Source organism: Enterobacter ludwigii (genome assembly GCA_023023105.1).
GTDB classification, from domain to species: Bacteria; Pseudomonadota; Gammaproteobacteria; order Enterobacterales; family Enterobacteriaceae; genus Enterobacter; species Enterobacter adelaidei.
Genome location: CP083824.1, coordinates 4,538,151 through 4,560,606, shown reverse-complemented (window position 1 = coordinate 4,560,606; position 22,456 = coordinate 4,538,151). Strand labels below are relative to the sequence as shown.

The following is a 22,456-nucleotide window of genomic DNA, read 5'->3' as shown; positions in this document are numbered from 1 at the left end:
TGAGGAAGAGAACATGGCCCGAATTATCGCAGTAACGGCATGCCCGTCAGGCGTTGCGCATACCTATATGGCGGCCGAAGCACTGGAAAGTGCCGCTAAAGCCAAAGGCTGGGAAGTGAAAGTTGAAACGCAGGGGTCGATAGGTCTTGAGAACGAACTGACGGCTGAGGATATCGCCGCAGCGGATATGGTGATCCTGACTAAAGATATCGGCATTAAATTCGAAGAGCGTTTTAGCGGGAAAACCATCGTGCGCGTCAACATTAGCGACGCGGTAAAGCGTGCTGACGCCATCATGAACAAAATTGATGCCCACCTGACACAAACCGCCTGATGCTCTCCCGCCCTTCGGGGCGGGCTCGTTTTTCCGTTACAGGAGTTACCTCATGACGAATCGTACCCAGCGTCTGAAAGACGCACTCTTTGCTAACCCGCGCGAAATCTCACTTGAGCGTGCTTTGCTCTATACCGCCAGTTATCAGCAGACGGAAGGCGAGCCGGTTATGCTCAGGCGCGCGAAAGCCACGGCGTACATTCTCGACCATGTGAATATCGCGATTCGTGATGAGGAACTGATTGCCGGAAACCGCACCGTTAAACCGCGCGCAGGAATTATGTCCCCTGAGATGGACCCGTACTGGCTGCTTAAGGAGTTGGATCAGTTTGCCACACGACCCCAGGATCGCTTCGACATTAGCGACGAGGATAAGCGGATCTACCGTGAAGTGCTGTATCCCTGGTGGGAAAAACGGTCGATGAAAGATTTCATCAACAGCCAGATGACGGATGAAGTGAAAGCCGCCGTGGGGACACAGATTTTTAGCGTCAATCAGACGGATAAAGGGCAGGGGCATATCATCATTGATTACCCACGCCTGCTGAATAATGGTCTGGGTGCGCTGGTAGAGGAAATGCGTGAACACTGCACCCGCGATACGGAGAACACCTTCTATGCCGCGGCGCTGATTCTGCTTGAAGCCTCGCAGCGCCACATTCTGCGCTATGCAGTGCTGGCTGAAGACGTCGCTGCCATCAGCCATGGCTCTCGACGCGAGGAATTACTCAAGATTGCGGAAAACTCTCGTCATAACGCTCAGCATAAACCGCAAACGTTCTGGCAGGCGTGTCAGCTATTCTGGTACATGAACGTTATTTTACAGTACGAATCTAACGCCAGCTCGCTCTCCATCGGGCGCTTTGATCAGTATATGTTGCCGTTTTATCAGGCTTCGCTCTCGCAAGGTGACGATCCTTCGTTTCTGAAAGAACTTCTGGAATCATTGTGGGTGAAGTGCAATGACGTGGTGTTATTACGTTCGACCAGCAGCGCACGTTATTTTGCCGGATTTCCGACGGGATATACTGCACTGCTGGGCGGCCTGACGGAGAGTGGTCGCAGTGCGGTGAATGTGCTTTCCTTCCTGTGCCTGGATGCCTACCAGAGCGTTCAGCTTCCGCAGCCCAACCTTGGCGTGCGAGTGAACGAACTTATTGATCGACCTTTCCTGCTCAAAACTGCAGAGACGATCCGCCTGGGAACCGGTATTCCGCAGATATTTAACGATGAAGTGGTGGTGCCAGCTTTTCTGAATCGTGGTGTGTCACTTGAAGATGCGCGTGATTACGCCGTTGTCGGCTGCGTTGAACTGTCCATTCCGGGTAAAACCTACGGTCTTCACGATATCGCGATGTTTAACCTGCTGAAAGTCATGGAAATTGCGATGCAGGAGAACGAAGGCAATGCGGATCTCAGTTATGAAGAGTTGCTGAGACATATTCGCGCCAAAATTAATCACTACATTGCGCTGATGGTCGAGGGGAGCAATATCTGCGATATCGGCCACCGCGACTGGGCGCCCGTTCCGCTTCTCTCTTCGTTTATCAGTGATTGCCTGGTTACGGGGAGAGATATTACCGACGGCGGTGCACGCTATAACTTCTCTGGCGTGCAGGGGATAGGGATAGCGAATTTGAGTGACTCATTGCATGCTCTGAAAGGGCTGGTTTTTGAACAGCAACGCTTAAGTTTTGATGAGCTATTAGCCGTGTTAAAAGCCAATTTTGCCACCCCTGAAGGCGAGAAAGTGCGTGCAAGGCTGATCAACCGCTTCGAAAAATACGGCAATGATATTGATGATGTCGACAATATCAGCGCTGAATTGCTGCGCCATTACTGTAAAGAGGTCGAAAAATACCGCAACCCGCGTGGTGGGCAATTTACCCCCGGTTCATATACCGTGTCGGCACACGTACCGCTGGGCGCAGTCGTGGGTGCCACACCGGATGGTCGCCTGGCAGGTGAGCAGCTGGCAGACGGTGGGCTCTCTCCTATGCTCGGGCAAGATATGCAGGGCCCGACGGCGGTACTGAAATCGGTGAGTAAGCTGGATAACTATTTATTATCTAACGGTACACTTCTGAACGTTAAATTCACGCCTGCGACGCTGGAAGGCGATGCCGGGCTGCAAAAGCTGGCGGATTTTCTGCGCGCGTTCACCCAGCTTAAACTGCAACATATCCAGTTCAACGTCGTTAACGCGGACACGCTACGCGAAGCACAGCAGCGCCCACAGGATTTTGCCGGGTTGGTCGTCCGGGTTGCCGGATACAGCACCTTCTTTGTTGAGTTATCGAAGGAGATCCAGGATGACATTATCCGTCGCACAGCACATCAGCTGTGACGAGGTTGAAACGCGCGCCAATGCGGCGCGTATTTTCAACATTCAGCGCTATTCGTTGAATGATGGGCGTGGCATTCGTACGGTAGTGTTTTTTAAAGGTTGTCCTCACCGCTGCCCCTGGTGTGCTAATCCTGAGTCGATCTCACCGAAAATCGAGACAGTGCGCCGCGTGAGCAAATGTTTGCACTGTAGCCCCTGTCTGCGGGATGCTAATGAGTGCCCTTCTGGCGCGTTCGAGCATATTGGAAGAGACGTTACGCTCGATGTGCTCGAACGTGAGGTAATGAAAGACGATGTGTTCTTCCGTTCTTCGGGTGGTGGCGTCACCCTCTCCGGAGGGGAAGTGTTGATGCAGGCACCTTTTGCGACACTGCTTTTGCAGAGGCTGCGTCGATATGGCGTGCATACAGCCATCGAAACGGCAGGAGATGCGCCTTTATCTCGCTTACTGCCACTGGCGCACCAGTGTGATGAAGTGCTGTTTGATTTGAAAATAATGGATACGGAGCTGGCGCGTTCAGTGGTAGCAATGAATCTGCCCAGAGTGCTCGATAATTTTATGCAACTGGTGGCAGACGGAGTAAATGTGATCCCTCGCGTGCCGCTTATTCCGGGTTTTACGCTCAATGAAACGAACATGGCTCGCGTGCTGGCGTTTCTGTTACCTTCTGGAATACGGCAACTGCATTTACTGCCGTTCCATCAGTACGGGGAACCAAAGTATCGTCTCCTTGGTCAGGAGTGGGGGATGCGGCAAGTGGTTCCGCCAACAGAAAGTGAGGTTGCGGCGATGCGTCAAATGGCTGAGCGCGAAGGTTTCCATGTCACCGTAGGAGGTTAAGTATGGCAGTGATAACGGAACGTCACCTGGTGGCGGTGACCGCTTGTGTCAGTGGCGTTGCACATACCTATATGGCAGCCGAAAGGCTTGAAAAACTCTGCCTGCATGAGAAGTGGAGCGTTCACATTGAGACGCAGGGAGCTCTGGGCGTTGAAAACGAGCTCACAGATGACGATATTCGTCGCGCCGATGTTGTTCTACTGATCGCGGATATCGAACTGGCTGGCAGTGAACGCTTCGAACATACCCGCTACGTGAAGTGCGGGATTAACGCCTTTTTACGTGACCCGCAAAGGGTGATGGGAGCGGTGCGTAAAATGTTTTCCGCACCGCAGCATACTCAGCTCATTCTGGACTAGCCACTTTCCCTGTTAGCTGGCTGTGATACTGGCGACGGTATTCTGACGGGGATCGCTCTGTGTTTTTACGGAACAACCGGCAGAAATAGTTACTGTCAACAAACCCGCAGGCATGTGCCACCTCTTTCACTTTTAAATCATACCCTTTCAGCAACTGACGCGCGTGTTCCAGCCGGGTATGCGTCAGGTATTCATTGAAACCCACTGCACCTGTTTTCTGGAAGAGATGCGACAGATAGTTGGGGGAGATGTAAAACGCCTGCGCCACGGATTCACGGGTTAGCGGCGCGGCGTAGTGCTCGTCAATATAGACCCGAATCGCTTCAAACAGAGCCTGACTACGCGAGGCGGTTTGGATCTGGCTGCCCAGCAGGTCGACGCAGTGGCTAAGCAGGCTGGCGATAATCAGCCGTGCGGTTTGCTGCTCATGCGGCTGCATCTGCATTTCATGGAGCGTTTGCAGCAGGAATGAGCCAATACGAGGACCTCTGCGGGCAACATGCCGTTTTGCCAGGTTACGGACCTCAACGCCATCCCAGTGCAGGAGGCTAAACCCAAGTTGTTGTTTGCCAAACAGAATGCTCAACGTCGTCGCGGGCTTTTGCCATTGCGGATCATTCCAGCCGCCAGCAGGAACGTATAAAACATCACCCTGCTGTAAAACGGAAGCAGCCAGGTCTTTCACCGAACCTTCGAGCACGATCTCCAGACGAGGAAAATCGACCTGCAAGGCAAGTGCGGGAACGGAGGATGTTGAGTTTGCAAAATGCACCTGACGTAGAGGCAACGTGCCGTTTATCAGGTCAGTCAGGATGTGGGTGATATCGTGGTGCATGATGTGAATACCGAGGTATTGCCCGGCAAGCGCAGCGCTGCCGGGCATAAAGCATTAGCCGGTGTTACGCATACCTGCCGCAACGCCTGCAATCGTCACCATCAGCGCCTGTTCAACGCGTGGATCCGGCTCTTTACCTTCTTCTTCCGCCAGACGCGAACGATGCAGCAGTTCTGCCTGCAGGACGTTCAACGGGTCGGTATAGATGTTACGTAGCTGAATAGACTCGGCAATCCACGGCAGGTCCGCCATCAGGTGTGAGTCGTTGGCGATATCCAGCACCACTTTGATGTCACCTTCCAGCAGTTCGCGCAGCTCTTTACCCAGTGCCCACAGCTCAGGTTTCACCAGGCGCTGATCGTAGTATTCCGCCAGCCACAGGTCAGCTTTCGAGAAGACCATCTCCAGCATACCCAGGCGGGTTGAGAAGAATGGCCAGTCGCGACACATAGCTTCCAGCTCGCTCTGTTTGCCATCTTCTACCACTTTCTGCAGCGCGGCACCGGCACCCAGCCAGGCTGGCAGCATCAAACGGTTCTGCGTCCAGGCGAAGATCCACGGGATAGCACGCAGGGATTCTACGCCACCGGTTGGGCGACGCTTCGCAGGACGTGAGCCCAGCGGCAGTTTACCCAGCTCCTGCTCAGGCGTCGCTGAACGGAAGTAAGGTACGAAGTCTTTGTTTTCACGCACGTAGCCGCGGTACAGATCGCAGGAGATATCTGACAGCTCGTCCATAATATGACACCAGGACGCTTTTGGCTCCGGCGGCGGTAGCAAGTTCGCTTCCAGAATAGCGCTGGTGTAAAGCGACAGGCTGCTGATGGTGACTTCTGGCAGACCGTACTTGAAGCGGATCATCTCGCCCTGCTCGGTCACGCGCAGGCCGCCTTTCAGACTTCCCGGCGGTTGTGACAGCAGTGCGGCATGAGCAGGTGCACCGCCACGGCCAATGGAACCGCCGCGTCCGTGGAACAGGGTCAGCTCAATACCGGCTTTCTCACAGGTTTTAATCAGTGCATCTTGCGCCTGGTACTGGGCCCAGGATGCTGCCATTACGCCCGCATCTTTTGCGGAGTCAGAATAGCCAATCATGACCATCTGTTTGCCCTGAATAAAGCCACGATACCAGTCGATGTTCAGCAACTGGGTCATGACATCATTGGCATTGTTCAGGTCATCGAGGGTTTCAAACAGCGGCGCGACCGGCAGGGCGTAGTCGATACCGGCTTCTTTCAGCAGGAGATGAACGGCCAGCACGTCGGACGGCGTTTTCGCCATGGAGATCACATAGGCCGCCACCGATCCTTTCGGCGCATCAACGATCGCTTTACAGGTGTTGAGAACTTCGCGGGTGTCGTTGCTTGGCTCCCAGTTGCGAGGCAGCAGAGGACGTTTGGAGTTCAGTTCGCGGATCAGGAAGGCCTGCTTGTCGGCTTCGGACCAGCTTTCATAATCGCCGATGCCGAGATAGCGGGTCAGTTCGCCCAGGGCTTCGGTATGACGGGTGCTCTCCTGACGCACATCGATACGCACCAGCGGTACGCCAAAACACTTCACGCGGCGCAGGGTATCAAGCAACTCACCGTTCGCGATGATGCCCATCCCACAGGCCTGCAGAGATTTATAACAGGCGTACAGGGGCTCCCAGAGCTGTTCGTTCTGGCTCAGAAGACCTTCGGGTTTTGGCAGGCGCTGGCCTTTAAGTCGTGCTTCCAGCCAGGCCTGAGTAGCCATCAGTTGACTGCGCAGTTTTTTCATCAGGAAACGATACGGCTCGCTGGCACCTTCTTCACCAGCCAGCTCGCGCAGTTCCGGTGTTGCTTCAACCATCGACAGTTCGGAAATCAGTACCTGAATGTCTTTCAGGAACAGGTCGGTGGCCTTCCAGCGGCTCAGCAACAGGACATGACGGGTGATCTCTGCGGTCACGTTCGGGTTGCCGTCGCGGTCTCCGCCCATCCAGGAGGTGAAGCGCACTGGAACAAAATCCACCGGCAGGCGGTAGCCCAGGTTCTCTTCCAGCTGTTCGTTCAGCTCGCGCAGGTAGTTAGGAACCCCTTCCCACAGGCTGTTTTCTACCACCGCAAAGCCCCATTTGGCTTCATCAACCGGGCTTGGGCGATGCTTACGAATTTCATCGGTGTGCCAGGATTGGGCAATCAGCTGGCGCAGGCGGCGCATCAGCTGGTTGCGCTCGTAGTCAGCGATGTCTTTGTTATCCAACTGCTTCAGGCAGTTGTTCACTTCCACCATTTTATGGATCAGGGTACGACGGGTGATTTCGGTTGGGTGCGCGGTCAGTACCAGCTCCAGCGAAAGGGACTCCACCGCTTTTTTGATGGTGTCTTCATTGAGGCCTGGCTGATCTTTGAGTTTACGAAGCGTACGGGCAATGACTTCCGGGTTGCTGGCAGCTTCGCCATTTGGCGAAATGCTGTGGTATTGCTCAGCGGTGTTTGCCAGGTTAAGGAACTGGCTGAATGCGCGTGCAACGGGTAACAGCTCATCGTTAGAGAGGTTCTGCAACGTGGTTAGCAGCTCCTGACGATTGGCCTCATTACCTGCACGAGAAGATTTCGATAGCTTGCGGATGGTTTCAACACGGTCGAGGATGTTCTCCCCCAACGCATCTTTGATGGTATCTCCAAGCACTTTGCCGAGCATACTGACATTACTACGCAACGCGGAATATTGTTCGTTCATAAAAACCCAGTCACCCCATCATTTTTGTTTATGCCCAGTCGAAACTCTTCTGGACATTATTTTGTCATCTCCCTTTATAAAGCCACGTAAAACCCCCGTCGTCAATTGCTGCGAAAACGGTTCAGCAAACGAATAAATGTGGGTAATTTACGAAATTTAATTCGCTTCGCGTCAGATAAGTGATGCTTATGGGAATGTGACGGAGATCGCGAGATTTTCCCCTCTCAGATGAGAGGGGAAAGGTCATTAATGCCAGCAGAAGTGATGCACAACCTGAGTAATCAGTTCGCGGGTTGGCTTGATAAAGCGAGTTTCCAGATACTCATCCGGCTGGTGGGCCTGGTTGATGGAGCCAGGGCCAAGGACCAGCGTCGGGCAGAGCGTTTGAATAAACGGCGCTTCGGTGCAGTAGTTCACCACATCGGTTTTCTCGCCGAGCAGTTTTTCCACCACGTCGACCAACTGGTGATCCGGCGGGCACTCATAGCCCGGAATTGGCGGATGCAGATCGGAAACCGTCAGACGGCCTGGCCAGCGTTCACTCACCGGTGCAAGGGCTTCTGTCAGTAATCCGTTCAGATCGCTCAGCGTCATACCCGGCAGCGGGCGGATATCCATGTGCAGCTCGCAACAGGCGCAGATACGGTTGGAGGCATCGCCGCCGTGAAGGCTACCGAGGTTCAGCGTCGGATAAGGAACGGTGAACGAATCATGGTGATAGCGCTCTTTCAGGGAATCACGCAGCTGCATGATGTGGCCGATGGCATCGTGCATCAGCTCAATGGCATTCACGCCGCGCGCCGGGTCGCTGGAGTGGCCGGACTGGCCCAGCACGCGCACTGCCGTCGAGATATGGCCTTTGTGCGCGCGAATCGGTTGCAGAGACGTTGGCTCGCCGATGATCGCGCAATCCGGGCGAATCGACGTGTTTTCAGAGAAGTAGCGAGCGCCCGCCATGCTGGTTTCTTCATCGGCGGTCGCCAGAATGTAGAGCGGTTTCTTCAGTTTCGTCACGTCGACGTCACGCAGCGCGTCGAGGATAAAGGCGAAGAATCCTTTCATGTCGGCGGTGCCCAGACCGTAGAGCTTGTTGTCATGTTCGGTCAGGGTGAACGGATCGCGCGTCCAGCGGCCGTCGTCAAACGGTACGGTGTCAGTATGACCGGCCAGCAGCAGGCCGCCCGCACCGGTTCCGGTGCTGGCGAGCAGGTTAAATTTGTGGCGGGTTCCGGGGACGGGCTGAACCTCAACGTTAAACCCAAGATCGCTAAACCAACCCGCCAGCAGATTGATTAAAGACTCATTGCTCTGATCCAGCGCTTCTTCGGTTGCACTGATGGACGGTGTGGCAATCAGGGCGCGGTAGATCTCGATAAATGGCGGTAAGTTCATTTTCATTGTTGACACACCTTAGGTCGTGATAGTATCAATATTCATGCAATAAATGTGAATAAAAATACATTAACGTTGAGCATAAAGGAACCCGATGTTGAATACGCTGATTGTAGGCGCTAGCGGTTATGCGGGCGCAGAGCTTGTAAGCTACGTGAATCGCCATCCACATATGACCATAACCGCTTTGACCGTGTCAGCGCAAAGCAATGATGCAGGAAAGTTAATTTCTGATTTGCATCCGCAACTTAAGGGCATTGTTGATCTGCCGTTGCAGCCAATGTCTGACATCAGTGAGTTCACCGAAGGCGTCGACGTGGTGTTTTTGGCCACTGCGCACGAAGTCAGCCACGACCTGGCACCGCAATTTCTGGCGGCCGGTTGTGTGGTGTTCGACCTCTCTGGCGCGTTCCGTGTTAACGATGGCGCGTTCTATGAAAAATATTACGGTTTTACCCATCAGCACCCGGATCTGCTTGAAAAAGCGGTGTACGGCCTGGCGGAGTGGAGCGCAGACAAACTGAAAGAAGCGGATCTGATTGCAGTCCCGGGCTGCTATCCAACGGCGGCGCAGCTTTCTCTTAAGCCTTTGATCGACGCGGGCCTGCTGGATCTGAACCAGTGGCCAGTGATCAACGCCACCAGTGGCGTGAGCGGTGCCGGGCGCAAGGCTGCTATCTCCAACAGCTTCTGCGAAGTGAGCCTTCAGCCGTATGGTGTGTTTAACCACCGTCATCACCCTGAAATTACCACCCATCTGGGCGCGGAGGTGATTTTCACCCCGCACCTGGGCAGCTTCCCGCGTGGGATCCTCGAAACCATTACCTGCCGCCTGAAACCGGGCGTAACCAAAGAACAGGTGAACGAGGTCTTCACTCAGGCATACGCGGATAAACCGCTGGTGCGTTTGTACGATAAAGGCGTCCCGGCGCTGAAAAACGTGGTCGGTCTGCCGTTCTGCGATATCGGCTTTGCTGTGCAGGGCGAACACCTGATTGTGGTCGCCGCAGAAGATAACTTACTCAAAGGCGCTGCCGCTCAGGCCATGCAGTGCGCAAATATTCGTTTCGGCTTCCCTGAAACGCAGGCTCTTATTTAAGGTGTGATGATGAACCCATTAATTATCAAACTCGGTGGTGTACTGCTGGACAGCGAAGAGGCGCTGGAGCGTCTTTTTACCGCGCTGGTTAACTATCGCGAATCGCACCAACGTCCGTTGGTGATTGTTCACGGTGGCGGCTGCGTGGTGGATGAGCTGATGAAAGGGCTCAACCTGCCGGTGAAAAAGAAAAATGGTCTGCGCGTTACGCCTGCCGATCAGATTGACATCATCACCGGTGCGCTGGCGGGGACGGCGAACAAAACGCTACTGGCATGGGCGAAGAAACACCATATTGCTTCCGTTGGCCTCTACCTGGGCGATGGCGATAGCGTAAAAGTGACTCAGCTCGACGAAGAACTCGGTCATGTTGGACTGGCGCAGCCAGGTTCGCCTAAGCTGATTAACACGTTGCTGGACGGTGGTTTCCTGCCGGTGGTCAGTTCTATCGGTGTCACCGAAGAGGGTGAGCTGATGAACGTGAATGCGGACCAGGCGGCAACGGCACTGGCGGCAACGCTGGGCGCAGACCTGATCCTGCTTTCCGACGTGAGCGGTATTCTGGACGGCAAAGGTCAGCGCATTGCGGAAATGACGGCGGCGAAAGCCGAGCAGCTGATTGCGCAGGGCATTATTACCGACGGTATGATCGTCAAAGTGAACGCTGCACTGGATGCCGCGCGCACGCTCGGTCGTCCGGTCGATATCGCCTCCTGGCGTCACGCGGAGCAACTCCCGGCGCTGTTTAACGGCACGCCGATTGGCACGCGTATTTTAGCGTAAGTTTTTATTGAATGACCGTAGGCCGGGTAAGCGTAGCGCCACCCGGCGGAACTAACGAATAAAGGAACGATGTTATGGCACTTTGGGGTGGGCGTTTTACACAGGCAGCGGATCAGCGGTTCAAACAGTTCAACGACTCTTTGCGCTTCGACTACCGCCTGGCCGAACAGGATATTGTCGGCTCTGTGGCCTGGTCCAAAGCGCTGGTGACAGTTGGCGTACTGACCGCAGAGGAACAGCAGCAGCTGGAAGAAGCGCTGAACAACCTGCTGGAAGAAGTGCGCCTGAACCCGGATCAAATTCTCCAGAGTGATGCCGAAGACATTCACAGCTGGGTAGAAGGCAAACTGATCGATAAAGTCGGTCAGTTGGGTAAGAAGCTGCACACTGGCCGTAGCCGTAACGACCAGGTCGCAACCGATCTGAAGCTGTGGTGTAAAGATACCGTTGGCGAACTGCTGGCCGCTAACCGTCAACTGCAGAGTGCGCTGGTGGAAACCGCGCAGAACAACCAGGACGCGGTCATGCCGGGTTATACCCACCTGCAACGTGCGCAGCCAGTGACGTTTGCGCACTGGTGCCTGGCCTATGTCGAGATGCTGGCGCGTGATGAAAGCCGTCTGCAGGATACCCTGAAACGTCTGGACGTGAGTCCGCTGGGTAGCGGCGCGCTGGCCGGTACGGCGTATGAAATTGACCGTGAACAGCTGGCAGGCTGGTTGGGCTTTGCCTCTGCCACCCGTAACAGCCTGGACAGCGTGTCTGACCGTGACCACGTGCTGGAACTGCTCTCAAATGCTTCAATCGGCATGGTCCACCTGTCGCGTTTCGCAGAAGACCTGATCTTCTTCAACTCCGGTGAGGCCGGGTTTGTCGAGTTGTCTGACCGTGTGACTTCAGGTTCTTCCCTGATGCCGCAGAAGAAAAACCCGGATGCGCTGGAGCTTATCCGCGGCAAGTGTGGCCGCGTCCAGGGCGCGCTGACCGGCATGATGATGACCCTGAAAGGGCTGCCGCTGGCGTATAACAAAGATATGCAGGAAGACAAAGAAGGGCTGTTCGACGCGCTCGACACCTGGCTGGACTGTCTGCATATGGGCGCACTGGTGCTGGATGGTATTCAGGTGAAACGCCCGCGTTGCCAGGAAGCGGCGCAGCAGGGGTATGCCAACTCCACTGAGCTGGCGGATTACCTCGTTGCGAAAGGCGTACCGTTCCGTGAAGCGCACCATATTGTGGGCGAAGCGGTAGTGGAAGCGATTCGCCAGGGTAAACCGCTGGAAGATCTGGCGCTTGCCGAGCTGCAGAAGTTCAGCGCGGTTATCGGGGATGATGTTTATCCGATTCTGGCATTACAGTCTTGTCTGGATAAGCGTGCGGCGAAAGGCGGCGTGTCACCTAAGCAGGTCGCGCAGGCGATTGCGGATGCGAAAAACCGCTTAGTTTAAACTGTGAGGGTGGGTGCCCTCATCCCGACCCTCTCCCACGGGGAGAGGGAGAAAAACCGAGCCTGGCTTAACGCCAGGCTTTTTTACACAAAAAAAAAGCGGACCACGGGGTCCGCAAAAGTTCACGTTGGCTTTAGTTGTTCGAGTTTTGAGAGAAACTCGCTGACGGAGCGGGGTCGTTTTGGGTCAAACACGTGCCGCCTCGTCTATGTGGTGTATTATTCAACAGAATGCTTGATAGGGATAATCGTTCGTTGCTATGCTATCTATCGCCATGAACTATCGTGGCGACGGAGGATGAATAATGAATATTCGTGATCTTGAATACCTGGTAGCGTTAGCCGAGCACCGTCATTTTCGCCGCGCGGCAGATTCCTGCCACGTCAGCCAGCCTACGCTGAGCGGCCAGATCCGCAAGCTGGAGGATGAGCTTGGTGTGATGCTGCTGGAGCGCACCAGTCGTAAGGTACTGTTCACCCAGGCAGGTCTTTTGCTGGTTGATCAGGCGCGTACCGTGCTGCGCGAGGTCAAAGTGCTCAAGGAAATGGCAAGCCAGCAGGGGGAAACGATGTCAGGCCCACTGCATATTGGCCTGATCCCAACCGTTGGCCCGTACCTGTTACCGCACATCATTCCGATGCTGCACCAGACGTTCCCGAAACTTGAAATGTACCTGCATGAAGCGCAGACCCATCAGCTGCTGGCGCAGTTAGATAGCGGTAAGCTCGACTGTGCCATTCTGGCGCTGGTCAAAGAGAGCGAAGCCTTTATTGAGGTGCCGCTGTTTGATGAGCCGATGATGCTGGCGATCTATCAAGATCACCCGTGGGCGAACCGCGATCGCGTGCCGATGGCCGATCTGGCCGGCGAGAAGCTGCTGATGCTGGAAGATGGCCACTGCCTGCGCGATCAGGCGATGGGTTTTTGCTTTGAAGCGGGTGCTGATGAAGATACCCATTTCCGCGCAACCAGCCTGGAAACGCTGCGTAATATGGTGGCTGCGGGAAGTGGTATTACACTGCTGCCTGCGCTGGCCGTACCTCGTGAACGCACGCGAGATGGCGTGGTGTACCTGCCGTGCATTAAGCCAGAGCCGCGCCGTACGATTGGCCTGGTTTATCGCCCGGGTTCGCCGCTGCGCAGCCGCTATGAGCAGCTGGCAGAGGCCATCCGGAGTTCAATGGATGGCCATTTTGACAGCGCGTTAAAACAGGCGGTTCAGACCGTTTAGTGCCGCTACCCGATAGGCTTCTGCCATGGTCGGGTAGTTAAAGGTGGTGTTAACGAAGTACTCGATGGTGTTACCACCCCCTTTTTGCTCCATTATCGCCTGGCCGATATGAATGATTTCCGCGGCGCGTTCACCAAAGCAGTGAATACCGAGGATCTCTTTCGTCTCGCGATGGAACAAAATCTTCAGCGTTCCCACGCTCATCCCCACGATTTGCGCGCGCGCCAGATGTTTAAACTGGGCACGACCTACCTCGTAAGGCACTTTCATGGCCGTCAGTTGCTGTTCGGTTTTCCCGACTGAGCTAATTTCCGGGATGGTGTAAATCCCTGTCGGAATATCTTCAATCAGATGCGCCGTTGCTTCGCCTTTCACCAGCGCCTGAGCCGCAATGCGTCCCTGGTCGTAGGCTGCTGACGCGAGACTTGGATAGCCAATAACATCCCCGACTGCATAAACGTGCGGCAGGGCGGTCTGGTACATACTGTTGACCTTCAACTGACCGCGACTGTCGGTTTCCAGACCAATGTTTTCCAGCGCCAGTGAATCGGTGTTACCGGTACGGCCGTTGGCATACAGCAGGCAGTCGGCTTTCAGCTTCTTGCCAGATTTCAGGTGCATGATCACACCGTCATCGCAGCCTTCGATTTTCTCGTACTCTTCGTTGTGGCGAATGACGACACCGCTGTTCCAGAAGTGATACGAGAGGGAATCCGACATCTCCTGGTCGAGGAAGGCCAGCAGGCGATCGCGGGTGTTGATCAGGTCAACTTTGACCTCCATGCCCCGGAAGATCGACGCATATTCGCAGCCAATCACCCCAGCGCCATAGATAATCACGTGGCGTGGTTCGTGGTGCAGGCTGAGGATGGAGTCACTGTCGTAGATGCGTGGGTGCGAGAAATCTACATCGGCCGGGTGGTACGGGCGTGAGCCGCAGGCAATAACGAATTTTTCAGCGGTGATGGTTTCAACCGAACCGTCGTGGCATTCGAGCGCCAGGGTGTGCTCATCAACAAAATGCGCGTTACCCTGCAAAATTTCACAGTGGTTACGCTCATAAAACCCCTGACGCATACGTGTCTGCTGGTTAATGACGGTATCCGCGTGATTCAGGATGTCGGCAAAGGATGAACGAAGAAGTCGGGAGTGGTCGCTGTAGAGAGGGTTCTGGTTAAATTCGATAATGCGGCTAACGGCGTGGCGGAGGGCTTTCGAAGGGATGGTGCCCCAGTGGGTGCAACCGCCGCCAACATTATGGTAGCGCTCAATGACCGCTACTCGGGCTCCCTGTTTCACCAGACCCATAGCAGCACCTTCGCCGCCGGGGCCGGAACCAATAACTATTGCGTCGTAATCGTAGGAATGTGGCATGGCAAGGCTTACCTGTTCTTATACATAAAAGCAACAGAATCATAACATCATTGCCAGAGTAACCCAATTATCGTTGTGCTTTTTTCGGGCAGTGAAGCACAAACCGCGCGTAAACAATCATTCACAAAGCCAGGCAAACAGATTAATTTTATTCTCTGGTATAGTGCCATCAGGCCTTTGGAAGGATTCAACTATCGTGATGGGCGTAAGAGCACAACAAAAAGAGAAAACCCGGCGTTCGCTGGTGGAAGCCGCATTCAGTCAACTGAGTGCCGAGCGTAGTTTTGCCAGTTTGAGCCTGCGTGAAGTTGCGCGCGAGGCCGGGATTGCGCCAACGTCCTTCTATCGTCACTTCCGTGATGTGGATGAACTGGGTCTGACCATGGTCGACGAAAGTGGTCTGATGCTGCGTCAGCTCATGCGCCAGGCGCGTCAGCGTATCGCAAAAGGCGGCAGCGTGATCCGCACCTCCGTGTCGACCTTTATGGAATTTATCGGCAATAACCCCAACGCGTTTCGTCTGCTTCTGCGCGAGCGTTCCGGAACCTCTGCGGCGTTTCGTGCTGCCGTCGCGCGTGAAATTCAGCATTTCATCGCGGAACTTGCCGACTATCTTGAACTCGAAAACCATATGCCGCGTGCGTTTACTGAAGCACAGGCTGAGGCGATGGTGACGATTGTTTTCAGCGCGGGTGCCGAAGCGCTGGATATCAGCATTGAACAACGCAAGCAGCTCGAAGAGCGACTGGTATTACAGCTTCGCATGATTTCTAAAGGTGCGTACTACTGGTATCGCCGTGAACAAGAGAAACTGGCACATCAAACCGAAGAGTGAAGGTGAGTAATGAAACAGTCAGGTCAGGATAAAGGGACGCTGTTGCTGGCATTGATCGCTGGCTTATCCATTAATGGTACGTTTGCCGCTATTTTTAGCTCAATCGTACCTTTTTCGATTTTCCCGCTAATTGCACTGGTGCTGACGGTTTACTGTCTGCATCAACGTTACCTGAACCGCACTATGCCGGTCGGGTTACCGGGGTTGGCTGCCGCCTGCTTTATTCTGGGTGTGTTGCTGTATAGCACAGTGGTGCGTGCCGAGTATCCGGATATCGGCTCTAACTTCTTCCCTGCGGTACTGTCTGTGGCGCTGGTGTTCTGGATTGGCTCGCGCATGCGTAGCCGTAAGAGCCAGTTACCAGAGTAATGAATTATTTGTAAGGCAGGTGAGCGAAGCTCCACCTGCCAAAAATGCCAGATAATTACTTCGCCGTGAGCAGTACACCACACTCCATATGGTGCGTATACGGGAACTGATCGAACAGCGCCAGACGTTCAACCTTGTGCGTCTGGCTTAATGTTTCGAGGTTCTTGCATAGCGTCTCCGGATTACAGGAGATGTACAAAATACGCGGGTACGCCTGCACCATCTTCTCGGTTTCGCTGTCCAGGCCACTGCGCGGCGGATCGACAAAAATCGTCTCACACTGGTAGCTCTTCAGATCAATGCCCTGCAGGCGATTAAACTCGCGTACGCCGTTCATGGCCTGCGTGAACTCTTCTGCGGCCATACGAATGATCTGCACGTTGTCGATATGATTAGCCGCGATGTTGTACTGTGCCGCAGCAACCGATGGTTTTGCGATTTCTGTGGCCAGCACGCGCTCGAAGTTACGCGCCAGCGCCAGCGAGAAGTTGCCGTTACCGCAGTACAGCTCAAGCAGATCGCCCGTCGATCCTTCCGTCGCCTTCAGCGCCCACTCAAGCATCTGCACGTTCATCGCGGCGTTCGGCTGGGTGAAGCTGTTCTCTACCTGACGATACACCATCTCTTTACCCGCCACCGGCAGACGCTCGTCGATGTAATCCTGATCCAGCATGATTTTGGTTTTGGTAGCACGGCCAATCAGATGAACATTGATGTTCTGCGCGCGCAGCGCATCGCGCAGGGCTTCTGCCTGCTCGCGCCACTCGTCATTCAGCGCTTTGTGATACAGCAGAGAGACAATCGCCTGGTTACTTTGGGTAGTCAGGTAGTCAATCTGGAACAGCTTATTGCGCAGCACTGGGTTGGTGCGCACACCGTCCATAATGAGGGTCATTAGCTGGTTAATCAGCTCGCTCGCCGCCGGAAAACTGTCTACGCGGATACGGGATTTTGTCTGCTGATCAAAAATGATGTGGTACAGGTCGTCACCGTCGTGCCAGATGCGGAACTCGGCGCGCATGCGGTAGTGGCTGACAGGAGAGCGGAACACCTCGGGAACGGGCGCGTTGAAAGGCGTCATCATACTTTGCAGGCGGACAACTTTCTCTGCCAGCTGCGCGTCGTACTGTTCTGTCGGGAGGTGTTCTGGGGTCATGATGCGTCCTGAGTGATAAAGAATTACGCGGGGATTGTAGGCATTGTTCAGGGGATGTCCAGATTTAATGGCTAATAGCTATCTGGACATCTTTACGTGTCTAATTGTAGCATTCTGTTTCCGGTCTCCTGAGAGTGAAAAGGGAATCCAGTGTAAATCTGGAGCTGACGCGCAGCGGTAAAGACTGGCGGGATGAGCGTTGTAGACACTGTGAAAATGGGAAGTCTTCATCCTTCTAAAGCCACCTAGCCCGAAGACCTGCCGGGATCACGTCGCATTTGGTTTCATCATCGCGTGCTATAGATGAATCCTGCGGCATCCTTCTTATATTGTGGATGCTTTAACAATGATTAAAAAAGTATCGCTGCTGACGGCGTTGTCCGTCACGGCATTTTCGGGCTGGGCGCAGGATAGCGCAGACTCGTTGGTGGTGACTGCAAACCGTTTTGAACAACCGGCAAAAACCGTTCTGGCTCCGACATCTGTTGTGACGCGTGAAGATATTGAACGCTGGCAGGCAAAGAGTGTGGTGGAAATCATGTCACGTCTGCCTGGCGTGGATATCGCGCAAAGCGGTGGAATGGGCTCGAACTCTTCGACATTTATTCGCGGAACTGAATCTCGCCATGTGCTGGTGCTGATTGACGGTATTCCTTTGAATAACGCCGGGATCAGCAACGTACCTGACCTGAGCCAGATCCCGACTTCCCTGATTCAGCGTATTGAATACATTCGTGGCCCACGTTCGGCTCTGTATGGTTCCGACGCGATTGGCGGTGTGATCAACATCATTACCGGACGCGATAAACCGGGTGCGGAAATTTCTGCAGGTGTGGGGTCTAAGGGTTACCAAACCTATGATGGCTCTTTCCAGCAGGTTCTTGATAAAACCAGGATCACCATGGCGGGTAACTATACCTATACCCGTGGTTTTGATATTGCAGCCCAGGACGCACCGCGTCAGCCTGACCGCGATGGCTTTATGAGCAAGTCACTGTACGGCTCTGTGGAACAGCAGATTACCGACAGCGTGAGCGGCTTCTTCCGTGGTTTTGGTTATGACAACCGCACGGCGTATGACGGTTACGATCACTATGACGCCAACTTTATGGTGGATGGGCGACCGGATACTCGCCAGCTCTACAGCCAGAACTGGGATACGGGACTACGTTACAACCAGGGGATTTTCCAGTCACAACTGGTGGCGGGTTACGGTCGCAGTAAAGATCAGAACTATGACCCGAAGAAAGGGCGCTATGCTGATTCCGCAACGATGGATGATGTGAAGCAGTACACCACCCAGTGGCTTAATACTGTTGAAGTCGGTCACGGCAACATTGGTGCAGGACTGGACTGGCAAAAGCAGAAGACGCAGGCCGGAACGGGCTACCTGGATAAAGGTTACGAGCAGCGTAATACCGGCGTTTTCGTTTCAGCGATGCAGCAGTTCAACAGCGTGACGCTGGAAGTGGCGGCGCGTAATGACGACAACTCCAACTTTGGTAACCATGGAACATGGCAAACCAGCGCAGCGTGGGAGTTTGTGGATGGTTATCGCGTGATAGCCTCCTACGGTACCGCATTTAAAGCGCCTACGATGAGTCAGATCCACAGTGCGAACTATGGTAATCCAGACCTTAAACCGGAAGAGAGTAAGCAGTGGGAAGGAGGTTTTGAAGGCCTGACGGGACCGGTTAACTGGCGTATTACAGGTTATCGTAATGATATTGATAATCTGATCAGCAGCGATCCGCATACATACCGTTACTACAACGTTGATGAAGCGCGTATCAAAGGCGTGGAAGCCACGGCGCAGTTTGACACTGGCCCGGTAGGCCATCAGATTTCTTACGATTATGTTGACCCACGTAATGCGAAAACCAACGAAGTCCTGGCACGCCGCTCTAAGCAGCAGGTTAAGTATCAGCTTGACTGGCAGGTCTGGGATCTCGACTGGAATCTGGCGTACCGTTATCTGGGAACTCGCTACGACGTTGCGATCGATCCGAATACCTATGCGTCAGAACGTGTGAAAATGGGTGGCGTAAGTTTGTGGGATATCGCAGTTTCATATCCTGTCACCTCTCACCTCACAGTTCGTGGTAAAATAGCCAATCTGTTCGATAAAGATTACGAGACAGTTTATGGCTATCAAACTGCAGGACGGGAATACACCTTGTCTGGCAGCTACACCTTCTGATCCGCGTCCCACTGTACTGGTGTTTGATTCCGGCGTTGGTGGGCTTTCGGTCTATGATGAGATTCGGCATCTCCTGCCGAATCTCCATTACATCTACGCTTTTGATAACGTCGCTTTTCCGTACGGTGAAAAAAGCGAAGAGTTTATTGTTGAGCGTGTGGTTGAAATTGTTACCGCGGTACAAAAGCGTTACCCCCTTGCGCTGGCGGTTATCGCCTGCAATACGGCGAGTACGGTTTCCCTTCCTGCCTTGCGTGAAAAATTCCAGTTCCCGGTTGTGGGCGTCGTTCCTGCAATAAAGCCAGCCGCGCGTCTGACGGCGAACGGTATCGTTGGTTTGCTGGCAACACGTGGCACCGTGAAGCGTCCTTATACGCGTGAACTGATCGACCGCTTTGCTAATGAATGCCAGATAGCAATGCTCGGATCGGCGGAGCTTGTCGAAATGGCTGAAGCGAAGTTGCATGGACACGCTGTTTCGCTGGAAGAGCTGCGCCGCATTTTGCGCCCGTGGTTGCGGATGCCGGAGCCGCCAGACACCGTTGTTCTGGGATGTACCCATTTCCCTCTTTTACAGGAAGAGCTTCTGGCTGTTCTGCCAGAGGGGACTCGTCTGGTGGATTCCGGTGCGGCAATTGCGCGTCGTACTGCCTGGTTGCTGGAACATGAAGCGCCAGATGCAAAATCTACCGATGCAAATGTCGCTTTTTGTATGGCGATCACAAAAGAAACTGAACAACTTTTGCCCGTTTTACATCGTTACGGCTTTGAAACGCTCGAAAAACTGGCGTTGTAGCACGGTTTTGAGCAAAAAAGAGGCGGTTGAAAGTTTTTTTCAAAAGAGGGGTTGTCAACGTCTGAGAACTCCCTATAATGCGCCTCCACTGACACGGAACAACGGCTTACAAGCCGCCGGGTTAGCGGGGTTCAGAGATGAACACCAACAGAGAAAAGTGAAAATAATCGCTTGACTCTGAATGAGGAAAACGTAATATACGGGACCTCGCAACGGTGAGCTGAAAGCCGCGTTGCAACTGCTCTTTAACAATTTATCAGACAATCTGTGTGGGCACTCAAAGTGACATGGATTCTTAATGTCTTCGGACACTAAATGAATACCAAGTCTCAACGAGTGAACACGTAATTCATTACGAAGTTTAATTCATTGAGCATCAAACTTTTAAATTGAAGAGTTTGATCATGGCTCAGATTGAACGCTGGCGGCAGGCCTAACACATGCAAGTCGAGCGGTAGCACAGAGAGCTTGCTCTCGGGTGACGAGCGGCGGACGGGTGAGTAATGTCTGGGAAACTGCCTGATGGAGGGGGATAACTACTGGAAACGGTAGCTAATACCGCATAACGTCGCAAGACCAAAGAGGGGGACCTTCGGGCCTCTTGCCATCAGATGTGCCCAGATGGGATTAGCTAGTAGGTGGGGTAACGGCTCACCTAGGCGACGATCCCTAGCTGGTCTGAGAGGATGACCAGCCACACTGGAACTGAGACACGGTCCAGACTCCTACGGGAGGCAGCAGTGGGGAATATTGCACAATGGGCGCAAGCCTGATGCAGCCATGCCGCGTGTATGAAGAAGGCCTTCGGGTTGTAAAGTACTTTCAGCGGGGAGGAAGGTGCTGAGGTTAATAACCTCAGCAATTGACGTTACCCGCAGAAGAAGCACCGGCTAACTCCGTGCCAGCAGCCGCGGTAATACGGAGGGTGCAAGCGTTAATCGGAATTACTGGGCGTAAAGCGCACGCAGGCGGTCTGTCAAGTCGGATGTGAAATCCCCGGGCTCAACCTGGGAACTGCATTCGAAACTGGCAGGCTAGAGTCTTGTAGAGGGGGGTAGAATTCCAGGTGTAGCGGTGAAATGCGTAGAGATCTGGAGGAATACCGGTGGCGAAGGCGGCCCCCTGGACAAAGACTGACGCTCAGGTGCGAAAGCGTGGGGAGCAAACAGGATTAGATACCCTGGTAGTCCACGCCGTAAACGATGTCGACTTGGAGGTTGTGCCCTTGAGGCGTGGCTTCCGGAGCTAACGCGTTAAGTCGACCGCCTGGGGAGTACGGCCGCAAGGTTAAAACTCAAATGAATTGACGGGGGCCCGCACAAGCGGTGGAGCATGTGGTTTAATTCGATGCAACGCGAAGAACCTTACCTACTCTTGACATCCAGAGAACTTTCCAGAGATGGATTGGTGCCTTCGGGAACTCTGAGACAGGTGCTGCATGGCTGTCGTCAGCTCGTGTTGTGAAATGTTGGGTTAAGTCCCGCAACGAGCGCAACCCTTATCCTTTGTTGCCAGCGGTCCGGCCGGGAACTCAAAGGAGACTGCCAGTGATAAACTGGAGGAAGGTGGGGATGACGTCAAGTCATCATGGCCCTTACGAGTAGGGCTACACACGTGCTACAATGGCGCATACAAAGAGAAGCGACCTCGCGAGAGCAAGCGGACCTCATAAAGTGCGTCGTAGTCCGGATTGGAGTCTGCAACTCGACTCCATGAAGTCGGAATCGCTAGTAATCGTAGATCAGAATGCTACGGTGAATACGTTCCCGGGCCTTGTACACACCGCCCGTCACACCATGGGAGTGGGTTGCAAAAGAAGTAGGTAGCTTAACCTTCGGGAGGGCGCTTACCACTTTGTGATTCATGACTGGGGTGAAGTCGTAACAAGGTAACCGTAGGGGAACCTGCGGTTGGATCACCTCCTTACCTTAAAGAACCTGCCTTTGTAGTGCTCACACAGATTGTCTGATGAAAAACAGCAGTAAAAATCTCTGCAGGCTTGTAGCTCAGGTGGTTAGAGCGCACCCCTGATAAGGGTGAGGTCGGTGGTTCAAGTCCACTCAGGCCTACCAAACTCCTTTTAAAGGATGAGCGGTACAGAGATTGCAAACGATGGGGCTATAGCTCAGCTGGGAGAGCGCCTGCTTTGCACGCAGGAGGTCTGCGGTTCGATCCCGCATAGCTCCACCATCCTTTACTGCGAACCCAAGAAAACTTCAGAGTGAACCTGAAAAGGTGCACTGCGAAGTTTTGCTCTTTAAAAATCTGGATCAAGCTGAAAATTGAAACGACACACATGTTATGTGTGTTCGAGTCTCTCAAATTTTCGCAAGTCGATGATGAATCGAAAG

17 protein-coding genes, 2 tRNA genes, 1 rRNA gene and 1 riboswitch are annotated in these 22,456 nt (G+C 53.9%); of the genes, 15 read left to right on the top strand and 5 right to left on the bottom strand.

Features of this window, described 5'->3' with window-relative positions:
• Positions 1-13: 13 nt before the first annotated feature.
• The 4 genes from LCD46_22110 to LCD46_22095 are packed head-to-tail and all read left to right on the top strand — an operon-like array spanning position 14 to position 3,881.
• Complete coding sequence (locus LCD46_22110) at positions 14-334, top strand: PTS fructose-like transporter subunit IIB (GenBank protein UOY70662.1); 321 nt, start codon at positions 14-16, stop codon at positions 332-334.
• A gap of 52 nt (positions 335-386) precedes the next feature.
• Positions 387-2,681, top strand: a complete 2,295-nt coding sequence (locus tag LCD46_22105) for a formate C-acetyltransferase (GenBank protein ID UOY70661.1) — start codon at positions 387-389, stop codon at positions 2,679-2,681.
• Entirely contained in the window at positions 2,647-3,522 is an 876-nt protein-coding gene (locus tag LCD46_22100; GenBank protein ID UOY70660.1) for a [formate-C-acetyltransferase]-activating enzyme, read from the top strand. Before LCD46_22105 ends, LCD46_22100 begins: the two co-directional genes overlap by 35 nt.
• A 2-nt stretch (positions 3,523-3,524) precedes the next feature.
• Entirely contained in the window at positions 3,525-3,881 is a 357-nt protein-coding gene (locus tag LCD46_22095) for a PTS fructose-like transporter subunit IIB (protein UOY70659.1), read from the top strand.
• Here the strand turns inward: LCD46_22095 and LCD46_22090 are convergent.
• From LCD46_22090 to argE, 3 genes are all read right to left on the bottom strand, one after another.
• Complete coding sequence (locus LCD46_22090; protein ID UOY73034.1) at positions 3,868-4,716, bottom strand: AraC family transcriptional regulator; 849 nt, start codon at positions 4,714-4,716, stop codon at positions 3,868-3,870. The two genes, LCD46_22095 and LCD46_22090, sit on opposite strands and share 14 nt — an antisense overlap.
• A 54-nt stretch (positions 4,717-4,770) precedes the next feature.
• On the bottom strand, positions 4,771-7,422 hold the full coding sequence (gene ppc, locus LCD46_22085) for a phosphoenolpyruvate carboxylase (protein ID UOY70658.1): 2,652 nt from the start codon (positions 7,420-7,422) through the stop codon (positions 4,771-4,773).
• Positions 7,423-7,668: 246 nt separating this feature from the next.
• Entirely contained in the window at positions 7,669-8,820 is a 1,152-nt protein-coding gene (gene argE / locus LCD46_22080) for an acetylornithine deacetylase (protein ID UOY70657.1), read from the bottom strand.
• 88 nt (positions 8,821-8,908) lie between these two features.
• On the opposite strand from argE, the gene argC reads away from it, so the two are divergent.
• The 4 genes from argC to oxyR all read left to right on the top strand — a co-directional run bounded on the left by argC (position 8,909) and on the right by oxyR (position 13,375).
• On the top strand, positions 8,909-9,913 hold the full coding sequence (argC, locus tag LCD46_22075) for an N-acetyl-gamma-glutamyl-phosphate reductase (GenBank protein ID UOY70656.1): 1,005 nt from the start codon (positions 8,909-8,911) through the stop codon (positions 9,911-9,913).
• A 6-nt stretch (positions 9,914-9,919) separates the two neighbouring features.
• On the top strand, positions 9,920-10,696 hold the full coding sequence (gene argB, locus LCD46_22070; protein UOY70655.1) for an acetylglutamate kinase: 777 nt from the start codon (positions 9,920-9,922) through the stop codon (positions 10,694-10,696).
• Between the two features lie 74 nt (positions 10,697-10,770).
• On the top strand, positions 10,771-12,144 hold the full coding sequence (gene argH / locus LCD46_22065; protein UOY70654.1) for an argininosuccinate lyase: 1,374 nt from the start codon (positions 10,771-10,773) through the stop codon (positions 12,142-12,144).
• A gap of 304 nt (positions 12,145-12,448) precedes the next feature.
• On the top strand, positions 12,449-13,375 hold the full coding sequence (gene oxyR / locus LCD46_22060; GenBank protein UOY70653.1) for a DNA-binding transcriptional regulator OxyR: 927 nt from the start codon (positions 12,449-12,451) through the stop codon (positions 13,373-13,375).
• Here the strand turns inward: oxyR and sthA are convergent.
• Positions 13,349-14,749 (bottom strand): Si-specific NAD(P)(+) transhydrogenase, encoded by a 1,401-nt coding sequence (gene sthA, locus LCD46_22055; protein ID UOY70652.1) that lies wholly within the window; start codon positions 14,747-14,749, stop codon positions 13,349-13,351. The two genes, oxyR and sthA, sit on opposite strands and share 27 nt — an antisense overlap.
• 196 nt (positions 14,750-14,945) lie before the next feature.
• Here sthA and fabR point away from each other — a divergent pair, with 196 nt between their 5' ends.
• Complete coding sequence (gene fabR, locus LCD46_22050; protein ID UOY70651.1) at positions 14,946-15,584, top strand: HTH-type transcriptional repressor FabR; 639 nt, start codon at positions 14,946-14,948, stop codon at positions 15,582-15,584.
• Positions 15,585-15,593: 9 nt separating this feature from the next.
• The gene (locus LCD46_22045; protein ID UOY70650.1) at positions 15,594-15,953 is read left to right on the top strand and encodes a YijD family membrane protein; all 360 of its coding nucleotides are present in this window, start codon (positions 15,594-15,596) and stop codon (positions 15,951-15,953) included.
• A gap of 55 nt (positions 15,954-16,008) precedes the next feature.
• On the opposite strand, the gene trmA is transcribed toward LCD46_22045, so the two are convergent.
• A complete protein-coding gene (gene trmA, locus LCD46_22040) occupies positions 16,009-17,109 on the bottom strand; it encodes a tRNA (uridine(54)-C5)-methyltransferase TrmA (protein ID UOY70649.1) in 1,101 nt (366 codons plus the stop codon).
• 104 nt (positions 17,110-17,213) lie between these two features.
• Positions 17,214-17,390: riboswitch (cobalamin riboswitch) on the top strand.
• 65 nt (positions 17,391-17,455) lie between these two features.
• On the opposite strand from trmA, the gene btuB reads away from it, so the two are divergent.
• From btuB to LCD46_22015, 5 genes are all read left to right on the top strand, one after another.
• Positions 17,456-19,309 (top strand): TonB-dependent vitamin B12 receptor BtuB, encoded by a 1,854-nt coding sequence (btuB, locus tag LCD46_22035; GenBank protein ID UOY70648.1) that lies wholly within the window; start codon positions 17,456-17,458, stop codon positions 19,307-19,309.
• Positions 19,254-20,105: a glutamate racemase gene (gene murI, locus LCD46_22030; GenBank protein ID UOY70647.1), complete on the top strand. Its 852-nt coding sequence runs from the start codon at positions 19,254-19,256 to the stop codon at positions 20,103-20,105. Before btuB ends, murI begins: the two co-directional genes overlap by 56 nt.
• A 386-nt stretch (positions 20,106-20,491) precedes the next feature.
• Positions 20,492-22,031: ribosomal RNA gene (locus LCD46_22025) — 16S ribosomal RNA — on the top strand.
• Positions 22,032-22,100: 69 nt separating this feature from the next.
• Positions 22,101-22,177: transfer RNA gene (locus LCD46_22020), tRNA-Ile, on the top strand.
• A gap of 42 nt (positions 22,178-22,219) precedes the next feature.
• Positions 22,220-22,295, top strand: a tRNA-Ala gene (locus LCD46_22015).
• The last annotated feature ends 161 nt before the right edge of the window (positions 22,296-22,456 follow it).